Here is a 16,960-nt window from a genome sequence, read left to right as displayed (position 1 = left end):
TGTTGACATGTGCCATGTGCAGCTCCGCTGTCTCAGCTCTTCCGCCGCCCAGAACATCGCCACACCGCGCCCGCAAGGGCTTTCTCACGCACCATCCTGGTGGACTTCCGAACGGAAGACCAACACGATATGTGCAATACCCTTCGGGTCCGATGGACCATTCTGCCGAAAACAGCGCCCCAGCCCTGGATTGTATGCAGCGGCTGCGGGGGCCCCAGAGCTTTCCAATGCAGCGACAAGATCCGGCTCAACGCCAATGGCCGCAAGCTCGATGCCTGGCTTATCTACAAATGCTCGACCTGCGAAAAGACGTGGAACCGTCCGATCTTCGAGCGTCGGAATGTTCGCGACGTCGATCCGGCAGTCCTCGAGGCGTTGCAGTCCAACGATCCGGATTGGATCCGGGCAGAAGCGTTCAACCTCGAGGCTCTCAGGCGCAAGTCGCAGCGTGTCGACGAGTTTGCCGAATTTGAAATCGCAAAAGAGATGCAGCAGGACATTGCCAATTGGACGAGACTGGAAATCGAACTGATGGTCCCCTTTCCATCAAGCACGCGCCTCGACCGCCTGCTGGCGTCCGAGTTGCAAGTTTCACGCACTCGGCTACAGGCTCTTCACGATGGTGGCATGCTGCGGACGGATTCGAATCGAGCCGACATTTTGCGGCGGCGGATCAAGAACGGCACCAGGGTTGCAGTCGACCTCGCCGCCGAGACCGGCCGGGAGCAATGGTGGAGGTCTGTGGCGACCGGAAGCTCACCGTAATTGTAAAAGGCGCCGCGATCGGATCGCGGCGCCTGTTCTGCTCTCATGCCTGCATGAAAACTCTCATTCGTCGCGATAGACCTTTTCGCGGCGTTCGTGACGCTCCTGCGCTTCGATCGACAATGTCGCGATCGGGCGGGCGTCGAGACGCTTGAGGCCGATCGGTTCGCCGGTTTCCTCGCAATAGCCGTAGGTGCCGTCGTCGATGCGCTGCATTGCCGCGTCGATCTTCGAAATCAGCTTTCTCTGCCGATCACGGGCGCGAAGTTCGATCGCCCGATCTGTTTCCGACGACGCCCGGTCGGCGAGGTCGGGATGGTTTGCGCTTTCCTCGGCCAGATGGTCGAGTGTCTCACGCGCTTCTCTAAGGATATCATTTCTCCATGCAACCAGCTTGGCCCTGAAATAGGCGCGCTGGTTTACGTTCATGAACTCTTCCTCTTCCGAGGGAACGTAATTGCTAAGATCGATCTTCTCACTCAACGCGATTCTCCTGAAGAACATCTCATCTGGCCGGGTGTATATCCCAAGCGCTAGTCGCGATTCAAGCCAAATACGACAGGTAAACAGATTTTTAAATCTGTTACAATTTTCGGCTAACGATCTATTTTGTCATGGTTATTCCGGCCGCCGTTTTTTGCTTCGCCTTCAAAACGCCGTGTTGTCAGCCACGTTTTAGGCAGTTGCGGCCTGGCTGGCGATTGACGGCGACCAATCGCAACCGCTACTGAAAAGACCCGCCCGATCCTGGATTTGCCCATGACCGTACCGCTGCCTCCGCCCAACCGCATCTATCTCCTGCGCCACGCCGAGGCCGCCTGGGCCGAACCCGGACAGCGCGATTTCGACCGGCCGCTCAACGAAAAGGGCTTTGGCGATGCCGAAATCATCGCCGATAAGGCCGCCGACAAGGGCTACCGTCCCGATCTTCTGATCAGTTCAACTGCACTGCGCTGCCGCGATACCGCCGATGCGATCTACCGGGCGATAGGCCTCACGCTCGAGGTTCGTTATGTCGACGCACTCTACAACGCCACGGTCGATACCTATCTTGAGATCATCGATGCGCAGGATGAGGCGGCCGTCATGCTGGTCGGCCACAATCCGACCATGGAGCAGGCGCTGGAGGCGCTGATCGGTCATGAGGCGATGGTAAGCGCCCTTCCCGGCGGCTTCCCGACGGCAGGCCTTGCCGTTGTCGATTACGACGCTTCCGCCGCCGTCTGGCGCCTCACCGATTTCGTGGTCGTCTGAAGACTAAAGCAATTCCAGCAAAAGTGTGCCGCGGTTTGCCAGGCAAAGCGCTTTTGCCGGGAATTGCGTGAAAACAAGGAAATAGAGCATTTCCGTGATTCGAAGAAAAACGGAAATGCTCTAACGTCGCTTCTTTTGCGGGCGGCGCGCCCTTCCTATATTGCCGTCAGTCACCAACCGGAATTGCGCCTTGCCGCCACGACTGACATCCTTTGCCGATGACGCCCGCATCGCCTTCGACAATCTCGCCGACCGGGCGAGCGGCCTCGTCAATCCGACCGTGCGGCTCGGTGTCACCGGCCTCTCCCGCTCCGGCAAGACGGTCTTCATCTCCTCGCTGGTTCACAATCTGCTGCATGGCGGCCGCCTGCCGCTGTTCGAGCCTGTGCAATCCGGCCGCGTCTCGGCGGTGCGGCTGGAGCCGCAGCCGGATGATGCCGTGCCGCGCTTCCAGTACGAGGACCATATCCGCGCTCTGGTGAAGGACCGTATCTGGCCGGATTCGACCCGCGCCATATCAGAACTGCGCATCACGCTGGATTATCAGAGCGCCAGCGGCTGGAACCGGTTGTTTTCGCCTGGCCGCTTGTCGATCGATATCGTCGATTATCCCGGCGAATGGCTGCTCGACCTGCCGCTGCTCGGCAAGGATTATCGCACGTTCAGCGAGGAAACGATCGCGCTTGCCGAAACCGGCGTCCGCTCCGAGCTGTCGCGCCAATGGCTGGCGCTGACGCGCGCCGCCGATATCCATGCCGGCGCCGACGAGATGGTCGCCCGCGACCTCGCCACCGCCTTTGCCGACTATCTCAAAGCCTGCAAAGCCGACGAACGCTCGCTTTCCACCCTGCCGCCTGGCCGCCTGCTCCTGCCCGGCGATCTCGACGGCTCGCCGGCATTGACCTTCGCGCCGCTGGCTCTGCCGCCGGACGGGCGTCCTGGCCGCGGCTCGCTCTGGACGATGATGGAGCGGCGCTACGAGGCCTACAAATCGGTCGTCGTCAAACCTTTCTTCCGCGAGCATTTCGCCCGGCTCGACCGCCAGATCGTCCTGGTCGATGCGCTGCAGGCGATGAACCGCGGCCCTGAAGCCGTGCAGGATCTGGAACGCGCGCTGACCGACGTGCTCGCCTGTTTCCGCCCCGGCACCAATTCGCTGCTCTCCTCCCTGCTCGGGCGCCGCATCGACCGCGTGCTGGTCGCCGCCACCAAGGCCGATCATCTTCACCATGAAAGCCACGACCGGCTCGATGCTCTGACCCGGCGCCTGGTGGATCGCGCCATCGACCGCATCGGCATGGCCGGCGCCGGCATCGACGTCATGGCGCTTGCGTCCGTGCGCGCCACCCGTGAAGCGACGGTCAAACGTGACGGCCATGAATTGCCGGTCATCGTCGGCACGCCGATGGAGGGCGAAACCATCGCCGGCGAGCGTTTCGACGGTGAGAGAAAGACCGCGGTTTTCCCCGGCGACCTGCCGGAGGATCCGGAAAGCCTGTTCGACCGCATCGCCTCGGGCGAGACCGGCCTGCAGCTGCCCGATGTCAATGTCGTCAGGTTCCGCCCGCCGCATCTCGAAGAAACCGGCGGCGGCATCAAGCTGTCAGTACCGCATATCCGCCTCGACCGCGCCATGCAGTTCCTGTTCGGAGACCGTCTCGCGTGAGCAAGCCCCCGTCCGATCCGCCGCGCCGCGCGCCCGCCGCCTTCATTTATGAGGACGAAGCCACCGAGCGGCGAGAGAACGGCCGGCAAGGAGGTGAGCGGCGCAAGCCGGAAAGCTTCTCCGAGCATATCGTCGTGACGCCTGATGAGGACGATCCTTTCAATCCCGACAAGGATCTGAGCGCGGTCCCCGTTGCAGCGCCGCGCAAGCGGCGGACCTCCTTCGGCAAGATCGCCGCCGGCGCCTTCGGCATCCTGCTATCTCTGGCCATTGGCCTCTGGACCGATAGCCTGATCCGCGATCTTTTCACCCGCGCCGACTGGCTGGGCTATGCGGCCCTTGCCGTGCTGGCGGTCGGCATTCTCGCCGTGCTCGCCCTCTTCATCCGCGAAACCGTCGGCATGATGCGCCTTGCCGCCGTCCAGAAGATCAAGGCCGAAGCCGAGGCGGCGATACTCGAGACTCGGCCGGGCAAGGCGCGCGCCGTCGTCGCCCAGCTGACCACGCTGCTGTCGGCAAATCCTGAGACATCGAAGGGTCGCGCGACGCTGAAGGCGACCGAAGGCGAGGTCATTGATCCCCCGCATCTGATCGCGCTCGCCGAACGGGAACTGCTCGCTCCGCTCGACCGCAAGGCCCGGGCGCTCATCGTCAACGCCTCGAAGCGCGTCTCGATCGTCACCGCCGTCAGCCCACGCGCCGTCGTCGACCTGCTCTATGTGCTCTATGAGGCAGTGCGCCTCATCCGTGCCATGGCCGAGCTTTACGGCGGCCGCCCCGGCACGCTCGGCATGTTCCGTCTGTTGCGGGACGTGCTGGCGCATCTGGCCGTCACGGGCTCGATCGCTGTTGGCGACAGCCTGGTCCAGCAGGTACTCGGCCACGGGCTGGCCTCGAAACTCTCGGCCCGTCTGGGCGAAGGTGTCATCAACGGCCTGATGACCGCCCGCATTGGAATCGCGGCGATGGATCTCTGCCGCCCGCTTGCCTTCCACGCCCTGAAGCGGCCGGGAATCGGTGATTTCATCGGCGATCTCACCCCCTCCATGTCGCCGCGCGGCAACAATCCTTGAACGAAGCAGCGAATCCGCAGTTTTCGCCTCCCCTTGCGTAATGCCGAAGGAATTACAGCAGATTCAATGCTTTAGTTACGATTTTCTAAAATCGATGCCGCGCGAAAGCTCTGTGTTGCCTTGCATTTCGGCACAATCGAAAGGAAGGATTAACCATTCTTCGGCAAAACTTGCAGCCAGTTCGTGAGTGGTGTTTGCCAAGGAAAATCCATGTATTCGCGCAAGTTTCTCATCGTATGCGGCTTGGCCGCCGCGGCATTGTCTCCCGTCGCAGATGTCGCACCGGCAGCCACCGCTGCAACCCGTGACAAGGCCTTCTTCGATTCCGTCGCCGGCTCCTGGAAGGGGCCCGGCGAAATCGTCGCCGGCAAATACAAGGGCACGAAATTCACCTGCAACCTGATCGGTGAGCCCACCGGCGACAGCAGCGCCGGCATCAAGCTCGACGGCACCTGCCGCGTCGGCGTCTTCAAGCAGCCGATGACCGCCGTGATCTCGCAGTCGGGCTCGAGCTACAAGGGCAAGTTCCTCGACGGCGCCGCCGGCAAGGGCCTTGACGTCGTCTCCGGCGCCGTCAGCGAGGATACCGTCGTCGTCGGCATCAACCGTGCCAAGCTGAATGGTGCGATGATCGCCCGCGTGCGCGACGACAAGACGATGAACGTCACCGTTTCGGTCAAGGTCGAAAGCCAGATGATCCCGGTGATCGGCCTGACGCTAACCCGCCAGGTCGACGAGATGGCCGTCGGTTCCATCCAGTAGACAAGTCGCAAAGCGGATTTTCCTGAAGCGGCGGGTTTCCCGCCGTTTTCCGTTTTAGGTTCCGTGCTTCAGGCGATCAGCCACCAGTCGTGGCTGTCGTCGGCGATCTCGATGCCGGTCACCTCGGCATTCGACAGCCAGTCGCTGACCGCCCTGCCCCTGACCAGAAGACCCGGCACGATATCGGCAAGCGGCATCAGCACGAAACCGCGATCGGTCATGCGCGGATGCGGCAGTTCCAGCCGCGGTGCGTCCTGGATCACGTCGCCATAGGTCAGCACGTCGATATCGAGCGTGCGCGGACCCCAGCGCTCGATGCGCTCGCGTTTCATCTCCCGTTCGATCGACAGACAGACATCGAGCAAAGCCTCGGGCTCCAGCCTAGTCTCGACGGCAGCGCAGGCATTGAAGAAGAACGATTGGTCGGTCTTGCCCCAGGGCGGTGTGCGATAGAGCCGCGAAACCGCGCTAACTCGGCAGTCGTCCCGTCCGTCCAGCTTCTGCAGTGCCGCAGCCATCGCCTTCACGGGGTCGCCGATATTGCCGCCGAGGCCGAGTGTGGCGGATTGCAGTGCGGCCTCAGGCAAAGTGTTCAACGCTCACCTGAACGAAATCGAGCACGCCGGGCACCGGCGCGTTCGGTTTGCGCACCGTGATCTTCGCCCGCCGGATCTGCGGGAATGTCTCGCAGAGCCCCTTGGCGATATCAAGCGCCAGGGACTCGATCAGGTAGCGCCGCTTGCCGGTGACGATCTGCTCGATCACGGTGAAGGCGATGCCGTAATTGACGGTGTCGTTGATCGAATCGCTTTCCAGCGCCTCGCCGGCGACGACATCGAGCTCGGCATCGACGAAGAAGCGCTGCCCGAGGAATTCCTCCTCGTCATGCACGCCGTGGCGCGCAAAGAAGGCGCAGTTCTGCAGCGTGATCGTGTAGGTAGTCATGTCGGCCGCTTCCTCTCGAATTCCTGGCGCGCATTGAGCATAGCATCGGCGATATCGAGCGCGTCCCTGTTGATTGCGACATTGTGCACGCGGAAAACCGCAGCTCCTTGAAGCCTGAGCAGCGCGTTGGTCGCAGCCGTCGCCACATCCCGCCCCTCGGCCTCCCGCCCCGTCACCGTGCCGAGGAAGCGCTTGCGCGACGTGCCGGCGAGCAGCGGCAGGCCGAAACGGGAAAGTTCGGAAAACCGCGCCATCAGCTCCAGGTTCTCCTCCGCCGTCTCCTTGGCGAAACCGAAACCCGGATCGAGCACGATGCGGTCACGGTTGACGCCTGATGCAGCGGCGATATCAAGCGATCGTTCGAGGAAATGCACCTGGTCGGCAATCACATCGACAAGTTTTACCCTGTCGCGGCCGGTATGCATGATGCAGAGCCCGGCTCCGGTCACCGCAGCAATATCGGCGATATCGGGCTCCTTCTGCAGCCCGAAGACGTCGTTGACGATGTGGGCGCCAGCGCTGATCGCAAGCCGCGCCGTCTCGGCGCGATAAGTGTCGATCGAGATCAGCGCCTGGGTGCGCCCGCGCAGTGCCTCGATGACCGGCAGCACGCGCGCCTGCTCCTCGGAAGGGCTGACGGTTGCTGCGTTCGGCCGGGTCGATTCGCCGCCGATATCGATAATGCCGGCACCCTCGCTCACCGCCCGCAACGCCTGTTCGACCGCCGCATCGACGGTTTCAAAGCGTCCGCCGTCGGAGAAGGAGTCCGGCGTCACGTTGATGATCGCCATGATCACCGAACGACGGCCGAGTTCGATCTCCCGGCCATGGCCGACACGCCATATACTGCCTTCGAGCCCTGTCACCAGACTTATCCCATTGATGACGAAAAAAGCGCCATCCGATATTGCGCTTGCGGTGGCTATGCCCCAAGCTCCTGTCGATTTCAACACGGGTTGCGTTCAGAATGCCGCTTGCAGTGCGTTATATGGTCGTTCCTATTGCCTTTTCCATTGCTCTTTCCGTCTGCAGCCCGGTGGCAGCAGAAGTGATCGCATCGAAAAGCTATTCCTATTTCAGCATCAGCGGCAAAACCGCGGATGAACTCGACCGTGAACTCAGCCGGCGCGGCCCGACGGCGAGCGGTTCCTCGGCACGCCATCCCGGCGCTACCAAGATCCGCTTCGGCGGCGAGGCAACCTATATTCAGAATAACGGGCGCTGCCGCGTCGGCAACGTCAAGGTCACGGTCCACACCCAGATCATCCTGCCGCGCTGGAGCAGCCGCAAGGGCGCCAGCAAGGAGCTGTCGATGATCTGGGACGCGCTGTCGAGCGATATCAAGCGCCACGAGGAGCGCCATGCCGAGATCGCCCGCGACCAGGCCCGCGCCATGGAGCGCGCCATCCGGGCGCTGCCGCAGCAGCGCAGCTGCGAAGCCATGCAGGAACTCGTCTCCGGCGAATCAGCTCGCGGTATAGAGGAGCACGACCGGCAGCAGGCGCGATTCGACCGGGTCGAGGCGGTCAATTTCCAGAAGCGCATGCTGAGGTTGCTGAACAATCGAATCAATGGTCGAGCCGGCGCAAAATAAGGCTTTTTCAGTCTGATTGCGAGCGGAAACCCTTAGCTGCATAACGAAACTTGTGCGAAACTTGCACCCTCCCCAGCGATTCACTGGTCATTTTTCATCCTGGCAGACTCAACCGGAACGCGTTAATATGAACACATTCGAAAGTTCAGGTACGGCATCTGCACTTTCATCGCTGGGTTCTCCTGGCGCGTTCCGAAGCCGCGGATGTTCCTCCCTCATCCGTAGGTAATGCGCCCGCCTCGCCTCGCTCGCTCTAGCGCGCGAGGCGTCTTTTTTTGGTATCGAATTTTTCGGCGACGTTTGAAGCGCAGCGTGCTTCAGGCTTGGCGTTCCGGCACGTGCACCACGAGCCCGTCATAGACAGCCTTCATCCGGATCTGACAGGACAGTCGCGAGGTCGGGCGCACATCGAAGGCGAAGTCGAGCATGTCCTCTTCCATCGCTTCCGGCTGGCCGACCTTCTCCGTCCACTCCTCGTCGACATAGACATGACAGGTCGCGCAGGCGCAGGCGCCGCCGCATTCGGCCTCAATGCCGGGCACCGAATTGCGCACGGCATTCTCCATCACGGTGGAGCCTTGGTCGACGTCGAGGTCGAAGCGCGTGCCGTCGAAGGCGACGATGGTAAGTTTTGGCATCAGGACTATTTCCGGTCTTCAGGTGGGTGGGCGGATTTTCTTCCGACAATTCGACGCATCAGTCAACATTGGGAAATCCGCGACAGCCTCGCAGATCGGCCCTTCGCCCGCCGTCTTCAAAGCGTCATAAGAGACGTCGCAAAAAGACCCGCGGTTCCGCAATGGAACAACGGGCCTCGATCGAACGGTATCTTATGCACGTCGCCCAAAAGTACGCAGCGGTTTTGGCACAACGACATCTACCGAATAAAACTTGGAGATCAGCCGCGGCAGAGCTTCAGGATGAAATTCTCGGCGTCGATGACGGCGGCACCGAGCGCTGCCGTCGCGCCGGCATCACCACCGTTTTCCTCGACGGCTTCCGCTGTCTGCGACACGCGGAACGCGCCGACCGAGCTTGCCGCGCCCTTCAGCCGATGCGCGGCTGCGCCGATACGGATGGTTTCGCCGCTGGCAATATCCTGCAGGCATGCACGGGCCTGGCGCGCGAACATCTGAAGGACTTCGAGTTCCAGCGTCTTGTCGCCCATCGTCTGCTTTGCGAGATGGACCAGATCGATCGGCCGGACCTTCGAGGGACACGGTCCCTTTGCATTATCCGGCGCCTCGAATACGATGTTCAATGCTGCCATCTGGGCTGCCATTGCCAATTCTCCCGTCTCTGTCGTCCGCAGTTGCAACAGTTCTGCGACAGGAGGGTGGCCATCACGTTAAATTCCGGCACAGTCAGGGCGGAAATCTCGCCATATGGTTAACATCCGTTAAATATCCCTAAACTATTGGCTTTTAAGCCGCGCCTGGGATTCAAAGGTGTTAACAACAGGTTAACGTGCCGTGAATCTCAAGCCTTCATTAATTGTGTGAAGAGCCCAGATGTGTCACTACGATACTGGTGGAGCGGGTTTATGGTACGCGCCTTTGCCGAGCGAGTGGATAATGGTAGTGTTTTGATACCTTCCGTTTGAAAAAGCGGCTATCTACTCTGAAATGACATGCTTATCCGTCCTTCGTTGGGATGGAAGGCTGGAACGGCAAAGTTGTTCCCGGGTGAGGCGGAAGCCCAGGAAGCGCTGTCGGACTGGCTGACAGTAACGAGGCATAACCGAATGGCGAACAACAAATATAACGAGTCGATTGAGGACAAGGCGTTCAAGGCATTGGACGAGGCGCTCCAGATCGACTTCAGCAAGGATAACGTACCGTCTCGCCGCGGCGACGCGCCCCAGGCCCCGGAGGCTAATGTGTCTGATCCAGTAAATGCGCGTAACCAGCAGGCCCAGGAAGAAGCGCAGCGCCGCAGCCGCCGCGGTGCCGCCGGCGAGCAGGCTTCCAGGGGTCCGGCGTTCGCGCCCGCCAACGATGCCAGCCGCAATACGCCCGCCTCGATCCTGAAATCCTTTGACGGCGCCTCCAGCCGCTCGGCGGTGCGCACCGCCACCCTGTTTTCCGTGCTTTGGGTCATGGCCGGCCTCGGCCTGATGTCGCTGCTTTATGCTCCGCAGATCTGGCAGATCCGTTCGCTCGCCGATCTCGTCGCCCTGCCCGGCGTCATTGCCGGCCTCGTCGGCATCATCATTCCTGTGATGATGTTCTATGCCTTCGCCATCATGATCTCCCGCGCCCAGGACATGCGCAACGCCGCCCGCTCCATGGCAGAGGTGGCATTGCGCCTGGCAGAGCCGGAAACCATCGCCTCCGAGCGTATCATGACCGTCGGCCAGGCCGTGCGCCGTGAGGTCTCGGCCATGAATGAAGGCATCGAGCGCACCATCGCGCGTGCCTCGGAGCTGGAAACGCTCGTCCATTCCGAAGTCAATGCGCTTGAACGTTCTTATGCCGACAACGAGTTGCGCGTTCGCGGTCTCGTCCACGAACTCGGCTCCGAGCGCGAGGCGATCGTCAACCATGCCGACCGTATCCGCACCTCGATCGGCAGCGTCCACGACCAGTTGAAGGAAGAGCTGTCGCTTGCGACCGAAGAGATCGCGGTGCGGCTTGCCACATCGGGCGAAGCCTTCGCCTCGCTGATCGATACACGCGCCGCGACGATCCTGGAAAAATCGGACAGCGCCCTGCAGTCGATGGGCAGCCTGCTCGCAGCCAAGACCGATACCCTGCTGCAGACCCTGAACGCATCGGGTTTTGCGCTGGCCACCGAATTCGACAACCGCCTCGAAGCCCTCTCCGTCAATCTCAACGACCATGGCGAAAGGCTGCTCAGCCAGTTCGAGACGCGCGCCTCGACCATGGACAGCAGCACCGAAAAGCTGAATGCGGCGCTGAATGAGCGTACGCACCAGCTCAACGAGATCCTGATCGCCCGCACCCGCGAGATCAATGAGAGCCTGACGTCAGGCGAACGCACGATCGGCGGCACGCTCGACGACGTGCTGTCGAAGCTGAACAGCGCGCTCGACGAAAAGGGCGCAAGCTTCCGCCAGAGCCTGCAGACCACCGCCGACGACGCCGTCATGGATCTCGACGTGCGCTCCGGCTTCTTCGAGGAGCGGCTGCAGACGACCGTCGCCCAGCTGTCGACCGCCTTCGACGAACGCGTCTCCGAATTCACCAGCGCCTTCGACAAACGCACCGGCTCGCTCGACACCAAGCTGATGGAGAGCCTCGCCCGTATCAACGAAACGCTGACCGGCGGCTCGGATTCGATCGACGGCATTCTGAATTCCGGCATCGACCGGCTCGGTTCGTCGATATCAGACCAGTCGCTGGCGCTCGCCACCGCGCTCGCCACCGGCCACGAAGTGTTGGAAAGCACGCTCGGCAATCGGGCGGACGAAATCACCGCGGCACTCACCAGCCGCACCGGCGAACTGACCTCGGCGCTGCAGAGCGCCACTTCGGAAATTGCGCTGACGCTTGCGACTGGCGCCTCCGAGCTGCAGAACAACCTTCAGACACGCTCGGCCGAATTCCGCGACACGCTGCGCACCACCACCACCGATCTGACGACTGCCGTTGCCGCTGGCACCGAGCAGGTGACCGCTGCCTTCGGCGGTCGCGCCGAGGAACTGAGCGGCGTGCTTACCGCCCGTGCGACCGAAATCAGCGAGGCGCTCGGCACGGCCCATGGCCGTATCGACAGCGTCATGGCAGAGCGCGGCGGCGCATTGCTCCAGGCGCTGACCACTCATCACGGCCGCTTCGAGGAAGCGCTGACGACCCGCTCCGACGCCATCATCAATGCCGTCTCGGGTACCCATGACCGTCTTGCCGAGACGCTCGACGAAAAGGCGATGGCGCTGGCCATCTCTCTGAACGAGAGCCAGGCCCGCATCGAGGACACGCTCGAGACCCGCTCCGAAGCTCTGTTGAACGCCGTCTCCGGCACCCATGATCGTCTCTCCGAGACGCTCGACGAGAAGGCGATGGCGCTCGCCATTTCGCTCAGCGAAAACCAGGCCCGCATCGAAGATACGCTCGAGACGCGCTCCGAGGCCTTCCTCAACGCTGTGTCTGGCACGCATGATCGCCTGTCGGAAACGCTGGACAGCAAGGCGGCGGCCCTTACGACCTCGCTCGACGAGCGCCATGCCCGCATCGAGGATGCACTTGGAACGCGCGCCGAGGCACTGCTGAACACTGTATCCGGCACGCGCGACCGTCTTGCCGAGACGCTCGACGAAAAGGCGATGGCGCTCGCCATGTCCTTGAACGAGAGCCATGCCCGTATCGAGGAGACGCTCGAAACCCGTTCCGCCGCCCTGCTGAACGCCGTCTCCGGCACCCATGATCGTCTCTCGGAGACTCTGGACGGCAAGGCGGCAGCTTTTGCCACCTCGCTGAGCGAAGGCCAGACCCGTATCGAGAATACGCTCGAAACCCGCTCCGCAGCGCTGCTGAACGCCGTCTCCGGCACCCATGATCGCCTCTCCGAGACGCTGGACGAAAAGGCGATGGCCCTCGCCATTTCGCTCAACGAAACCCAGACGCGGATCGAAGACACCCTGGAAACCCGCTCGGCGGCCCTGCTGAATGCGGTCTCCGGCACGCATGACCGTCTGTCCGAGACGCTGGACGAGAAGGCGATGACACTCGCCATCTCGCTCAATGAGAGCCAGTCGCGGATCGAAGAGACGCTGGAAGCACGCTCCGAAGCCTTCCTCAAGGCCGTGTCCGGCACGCACGACCGTCTTTCGGAAACGCTCGACGAAAAGGCGACGGCGATCGCCGCCTCCCTGAACGAGGGCCAGAGCCGCCTGCAGGATACGCTGGAGAGCCGCTCGGAATCCTTCCTGAATGCAGTCTCCGCCACCCACGACCGCCTGTCCGAGACGCTCGACGATCGGGCGATGGCGCTTGCCATCTCGCTGAACGAGAGCCAGAGCCGTCTCGAGGAGACGCTGACAACAGGCGCCGATGCGATCACCAATGCGGTCTCCGGCACGCATGACGGCCTGAACGGTGTACTCGACCAGAAGGCCGCCACCCTCGCCGCCTCGCTGAGCGAAGGCCAGGCCCGCCTCGAGGAAGCCTTGGGCCACCGCACCGCCGCGATCATCGGCGCCGTGACGGCAACCCACGATCGGCTCACCGATACGCTCGACGAAAAGACCATGGCGCTCGCCATTTCGCTCGATGATAACCAGAGCCGCTTCGACAGTGTGCTCGAAGCCCGCAGCAACGCCATCATGGAGGCCGTCTCCGGTGCCGAGGCACGAGTCGCCGGCGCCTTCTCAGACAAGACCGATGCGATCCGCACCGCCTACACCGACAATCAGCAGCGGCTCGAAAATGCGCTTTCCGAGCATAGCGCCGCCCTCTCGGGCGTTCTCGATGCCGGCGGCAACCGCTTCGAGGATCTCGTCGGCGGCTTGACCGGCCGCATCGAAGGTCGTCTGACCGATGCACATACACGGCTCGGGGGCCTCGCCGACGAGGCCGCGGCTCGTATCGAGGGCGGGCTCGCCTCTGCCCATGAGCGCATCCGTACGACGCTCGAAGACCGCGCCAACGCCATCGACCTATCGCTGAACCAGGCCCATGCGCTGATCAGCGATACGCTGGCCGAACAGGCGACCAGCATCGGCACCTCGGTCGCGACGAGTGTTGGCATGCTCGAATTGTCGCTGGAGCACCGTGAAGCTGCGATCCGCGAGGCGATCGATGCCGGCGCCCAGACATTGGAAGATCGCATGCATGCCGGCGCCGGCCAGATCGCCGGCCGCTTCCAGGAGGCGGCAAACGCGATTTCGAGTTCCACTCAGAATTTCTCCGCCCATCTCGATCGGTCGGTCGAAAGCCTGACGGGCCGTTTTGAAGAAACCGGATCCCGCGTGGAATCCAGTCTTGCGGCGATCGAGACCCGCATCCGCGACGGCGTCGGCGGCGTTGCCGAAAAGGTCGAAGCGGCCAGCGGCCAGCTGTCCGGCGTGCTTGCCGACGGCGTCTCCCGTATCGGCGCGCTCAGCGACGACGCCACGCAGCGCATCTCGGCGACGCTCGAAGGCAGTGCTGCAAACCTCACCCAGGCGATCGACAGCCGCACCGCCAATCTGGCCGAGACGCTGGACAGCCGCACCACCAGCCTGACCGGCGCCATCGACGGCCGCACCGCGAGCCTCGGCGAAACTCTTGACCGCGGCAATGAACGCATCGAGGAACGCCTCTCCACCATGGACCGTGCGTTGACCGTCGGTCTCGAGGCTGTCAACCGCACCATCGAAGGCAAGGCCGCCGGTCTCGCCTCGACGCTGCGCAGCGCGGTTGCCGACGCAGCCCAGGGAATGGAAGGCGAAGCGACGAGAACCACCGAACTGCTTGGCAAGACCGGCCAGCAATTCGCCGAGGATCTCAATACGAAAAGCGACGAATTCACCCGCACCATGGATGAGCGCTCGTCGCAGATCGTCACCCGCGTCGCCGAAGCGCAGAACCGGCTGGCAAGCCAGGCCGCTGCCGTCGCCCAGACATTCTCGGAAGCCGGCAACGCCATCGTCAACAAGGTCGCCGAGGCCGAGACCATCGTCGGCACGCAAGTCAATGCCATCTCCAAGGTGCTGTCGGATGCCGGCCAGTCTCTGGAGACACGCGGCAATGCCATCCGCTCGACGCTGTCGGGCGCCGGCAGCGAGATTTCCACCACCATGGCGGATGTCGACCGGGCGCTCGAAGCCCGCAGCAGCGCCATCCGCTCCAATCTCGAGGAACGAGCCCGCGAGATCGATACGACGTTCTCCGAGATCGACCGGGCGCTCGAAGCGCGCGGCAACTCGATCCGCTCGACGCTTGAGGAGCGTACCCGCGACCTCAACTCGATGCTATCAGGCCGTTCGGTCGAATTGACGCGCATCCTCGACGAAACGGCCCGCCCGATCATCGACCGCTACACCGATGCCGGCGAGCAGGCCGCCGCTCGCATTACCGCCGCGGCCAACCTCAGCGCCGACCGTTTGCGCGCCGAAAACGAAGCGCTCGCCAGCGCCGTTGCCGCCCGTACCGAGAATGTCGCCAATGCCGTCAGCGCCATCGAAAACAGCCTGGTCGGCAACGTCAACGGCCTCGTCGAGCGCATGTCGGAAAGCAGTGCGGCGATGGCGATGATGATGAACCGCGCCGCCGAGCAGCTGACCAGCGTCGACGGCCGTCTCGGCGATACCACCGCGCGTTTTGCCGACTCCGCCACCAAGGCCGCTGAAATGGTCTCCGCCTCGACCAGGCTTCTCGAAGGCAAGGTCGACCGCCTCTCCGACATTTCGGGCCAGACGCTGGCACAGGTCGGCGGCATCATCGGCCGCTTCGACGAACACTCCAAGGTTTTGACCCAGGCTTCGCAGCTTCTCGGCGCCGCCCAGTCCAATCTCGCCTCGACGCTCGAAGAACGCGAGAGCGCGCTGCAGACGCTCTCGGTCGGCCTCGTCTCGCGCTCGGCCGAGATCGAAAAGACCATGCAAGGCCTCGGCAGCATGATCGAGACCGTGTTCGAGCGGGCAGAGCAACGCTCCAGCCAGGTTACCGGCAATTTGCGCCAGGGCGTGCAGTCCTCCTTCGCCGATATCGGCCGCATTCTCACCGAAACCGAGAAGCGCGCCCAGGAAGCGGCAGAGACGATGCGCGAGGCGATCACCCGCGCCGGCGACGAGGCCAATACGACGATCGACGGCACCTTTGCCAATGTCGAGCGCCGTTCCGGCGATCTCTCCAATCGCATTCGCGGCGGGCTCACCGCCTCGCTGTCGGAAGTCGAGCGCATGCTCGGCGAAGCCGGCCGCGCCTCCGACGGGGCCGCCCAGCACATGCGGGAAGCGCTGCGCGAGGCAATCGATGATGCCGTCGGCCGCTTCTCCGGCGCCACCGAGGATATCCGCCGTTCCGCCGCCGACATCCGCAGCGAGCTCGACGCCACCCGCGCCGAACTGAAGCGCGGCGCCTTCGACCTTCCCGAGGAAGCCAAGGAAAGCGCCTCGGCCATGCGCCGGGCCGTCGCCGAGCAGATCAAGGCGCTGCAGGATATCTCCCAGCTCGTCGGCCGCTCCAGCCAGCAGCTCGAGATCTCCGAGCCCGTCGCCCGCACGCTCGTCCAGGTGCAGCCGGCCCCGCGTCCCGCCCAGCCGGTCGCAGCCCAGCAGCCGCAGCCGGCAGCGCCGCCGCCGATCGAAGCGACAGGTCTGCGCGGAACGATCGCACCGTCTGCGCCGGCTGCCGCCCCCCAGCGCGCCGCGCCGCAGCCTGCCCCCAATCGACAGGAAACAGGGCGCCAGGAAACAGGTCGCCCGGAAACAGGTCGCCAAGAGCCGGCTCGTCCGGAAAGCGGCGGCTGGATTAGCGATCTGCTGCGTGGCGCATCGCGTGAGGACGCCGCCGACGAGGCCGCGGCCGCCCGTGTTCCCGCCCGCCCGGCGGAAACTGCCGCACCGGCGGCGCGCAGCAATGACAGCCGCAATCCGCGCCACGTCGTCGAATCGCTGAACTCGCTCTCGGTCGATATCGCCCGCGCCATCGATCACGACGCCTCGGTCGATCTCTGGCGCCGTTACCAGCGCGGCGAGCGCGACGTCTTCACCCGCCGCCTCTACACGCTGAAGGGCCAGCAGACCTTCGACGAGATCAAGCGCAAATACGACCGCGAACCGGAGTTCCGCACCGCCGTCGACCGCTATATCGGTGATTTTGAAAAGCTGCTCGCCGACGTCGCCCGCACCGACCCGAACCGGACGGTGACGCAGTCCTACCTCACCTCGGATACGGGCAAGGTCTACACCATGCTCGCCCACGCCGCAGGCCGGCTCGGCTGAGGCTGACCGACTGA

14 protein-coding genes are annotated in these 16,960 nt (G+C 63.2%); 7 read left to right on the top strand and 7 right to left on the bottom strand.

The genetic code is table 11. From position 1 onward, the window contains the following. Positions 1-129 precede the first annotated feature (129 nt). Positions 130-765 carry a DUF1062 domain-containing protein gene (locus FFM53_RS00320; protein WP_173883518.1) on the top strand — a complete coding sequence of 212 codons (636 nt, stop codon included), beginning with the start codon at positions 130-132 and terminating at the stop codon, positions 763-765. Between the two features lie 63 nt (positions 766-828). Here FFM53_RS00320 and dksA read toward each other — a convergent pair whose 3' ends face one another. After that, complete coding sequence (dksA, locus tag FFM53_RS00315) at positions 829-1,248, bottom strand: RNA polymerase-binding protein DksA (protein WP_003559816.1); 420 nt, start codon at positions 1,246-1,248, stop codon at positions 829-831. A 276-nt stretch (positions 1,249-1,524) separates the two neighbouring features. On the opposite strand from dksA, the gene FFM53_RS00310 reads away from it, so the two are divergent. The 3 genes from FFM53_RS00310 (at position 1,525) to FFM53_RS00300 (ending at position 4,758) form a co-directional block, all read left to right on the top strand. Beyond that, on the top strand, positions 1,525-2,019 hold the full coding sequence (locus tag FFM53_RS00310; RefSeq protein ID WP_138389056.1) for a SixA phosphatase family protein: 495 nt from the start codon (positions 1,525-1,527) through the stop codon (positions 2,017-2,019). 190 nt (positions 2,020-2,209) lie between these two features. Then, positions 2,210-3,685, top strand: a complete 1,476-nt coding sequence (locus FFM53_RS00305; RefSeq protein WP_138389055.1) for a YcjX family GTP-binding protein — start codon at positions 2,210-2,212, stop codon at positions 3,683-3,685. After that, positions 3,682-4,758: a YcjF family protein gene (locus FFM53_RS00300; protein WP_138389054.1), complete on the top strand. Its 1,077-nt coding sequence runs from the start codon at positions 3,682-3,684 to the stop codon at positions 4,756-4,758. Before FFM53_RS00305 ends, FFM53_RS00300 begins: the two co-directional genes overlap by 4 nt. 75 nt (positions 4,759-4,833) lie before the next feature. Here the strand turns inward: FFM53_RS00300 and FFM53_RS36785 are convergent, their stop codons facing one another. Beyond that, positions 4,834-4,959, bottom strand: a complete 126-nt coding sequence (locus FFM53_RS36785) for a hypothetical protein (protein WP_281385509.1) — start codon at positions 4,957-4,959, stop codon at positions 4,834-4,836. Between the two features lie 9 nt (positions 4,960-4,968). Here FFM53_RS36785 and FFM53_RS00295 point away from each other — a divergent pair, with 9 nt between their 5' ends. Beyond that, the gene (locus FFM53_RS00295) at positions 4,969-5,520 is read left to right on the top strand and encodes a hypothetical protein (protein ID WP_003540146.1); all 552 of its coding nucleotides are present in this window, start codon (positions 4,969-4,971) and stop codon (positions 5,518-5,520) included. Between the two features lie 68 nt (positions 5,521-5,588). Here the strand turns inward: FFM53_RS00295 and folK are convergent, their stop codons facing one another. From folK to folP, 3 genes are read right to left on the bottom strand one after another with little or no spacing between them, the layout of a single operon-like run. Then, complete coding sequence (gene folK / locus FFM53_RS00290) at positions 5,589-6,107, bottom strand: 2-amino-4-hydroxy-6-hydroxymethyldihydropteridine diphosphokinase (RefSeq protein WP_138389294.1); 519 nt, start codon at positions 6,105-6,107, stop codon at positions 5,589-5,591. Further along, positions 6,100-6,465: a dihydroneopterin aldolase gene (gene folB / locus FFM53_RS00285; protein WP_003540148.1), complete on the bottom strand. Its 366-nt coding sequence runs from the start codon at positions 6,463-6,465 to the stop codon at positions 6,100-6,102. The genes folK and folB overlap by 8 nt, the downstream gene beginning before the upstream one ends. Beyond that, on the bottom strand, positions 6,462-7,331 hold the full coding sequence (folP, locus tag FFM53_RS00280) for a dihydropteroate synthase (RefSeq protein ID WP_138389053.1): 870 nt from the start codon (positions 7,329-7,331) through the stop codon (positions 6,462-6,464). The genes folB and folP overlap by 4 nt, the downstream gene beginning before the upstream one ends. Positions 7,332-7,432: 101 nt before the next feature. Here folP and FFM53_RS00275 point away from each other — a divergent pair, with 101 nt between their 5' ends. Then, positions 7,433-8,059 (top strand): DUF922 domain-containing Zn-dependent protease, encoded by a 627-nt coding sequence (locus FFM53_RS00275; protein WP_138329287.1) that lies wholly within the window; start codon positions 7,433-7,435, stop codon positions 8,057-8,059. Positions 8,060-8,376: 317 nt separating this feature from the next. Here the strand turns inward: FFM53_RS00275 and FFM53_RS00270 are convergent, their stop codons facing one another. Both FFM53_RS00270 and FFM53_RS00265 read right to left on the bottom strand, forming a co-directional pair. Next, positions 8,377-8,697, bottom strand: a complete 321-nt coding sequence (locus tag FFM53_RS00270) for a 2Fe-2S iron-sulfur cluster-binding protein (protein ID WP_003540151.1) — start codon at positions 8,695-8,697, stop codon at positions 8,377-8,379. Positions 8,698-8,957: 260 nt separating this feature from the next. Next, positions 8,958-9,341, bottom strand: a complete 384-nt coding sequence (locus FFM53_RS00265; protein WP_003540152.1) for an Hpt domain-containing protein — start codon at positions 9,339-9,341, stop codon at positions 8,958-8,960. A 462-nt stretch (positions 9,342-9,803) separates the two neighbouring features. Between FFM53_RS00265 and FFM53_RS00260 the strand changes: the two genes are divergently transcribed. Further along, positions 9,804-16,946 carry an apolipoprotein A-IV repeat region-like domain-containing protein gene (locus FFM53_RS00260; protein WP_138389052.1) on the top strand — a complete coding sequence of 2,381 codons (7,143 nt, stop codon included), beginning with the start codon at positions 9,804-9,806 and terminating at the stop codon, positions 16,944-16,946. The last annotated feature ends 14 nt before the right edge of the window (positions 16,947-16,960 follow it).

The sequence above is a fragment of the Rhizobium indicum genome (genome assembly GCF_005862305.2).
Taxonomy (GTDB): domain Bacteria; phylum Pseudomonadota; class Alphaproteobacteria; order Rhizobiales; family Rhizobiaceae; genus Rhizobium; species Rhizobium indicum.
Note: the sequence above shows the minus strand (reverse complement) of the source record. Positions and strands in the feature narration are given on the sequence as shown.

Excerpts from the sequence above, each read along its gene's own strand:
- FFM53_RS00320 (WP_173883518.1), top strand. The coding sequence starts at position 130 with ATGTGCAATACCCTTCGGGTCCGATGGACCATTCTGCCGAAAACAGCG.
- FFM53_RS00310 (WP_138389056.1), top strand. The coding sequence starts at position 1,525 with ATGACCGTACCGCTGCCTCCGCCCAACCGCATCTATCTCCTGCGCCAC.
- FFM53_RS00295 (WP_003540146.1), top strand. The coding sequence starts at position 4,969 with ATGTATTCGCGCAAGTTTCTCATCGTATGCGGCTTGGCCGCCGCGGCA.
- folB (WP_003540148.1), bottom strand. The coding sequence starts at position 6,465 with ATGACTACCTACACGATCACGCTGCAGAACTGCGCCTTCTTTGCGCGC.
- FFM53_RS00275 (WP_138329287.1), top strand. The coding sequence starts at position 7,433 with ATGCCGCTTGCAGTGCGTTATATGGTCGTTCCTATTGCCTTTTCCATT.
- FFM53_RS00270 (WP_003540151.1), bottom strand. The coding sequence starts at position 8,697 with ATGCCAAAACTTACCATCGTCGCCTTCGACGGCACGCGCTTCGACCTC.
- FFM53_RS00265 (WP_003540152.1), bottom strand. The coding sequence starts at position 9,341 with ATGGCAGCCCAGATGGCAGCATTGAACATCGTATTCGAGGCGCCGGAT.
- FFM53_RS00260 (WP_138389052.1), top strand. The coding sequence starts at position 9,804 with ATGGCGAACAACAAATATAACGAGTCGATTGAGGACAAGGCGTTCAAG.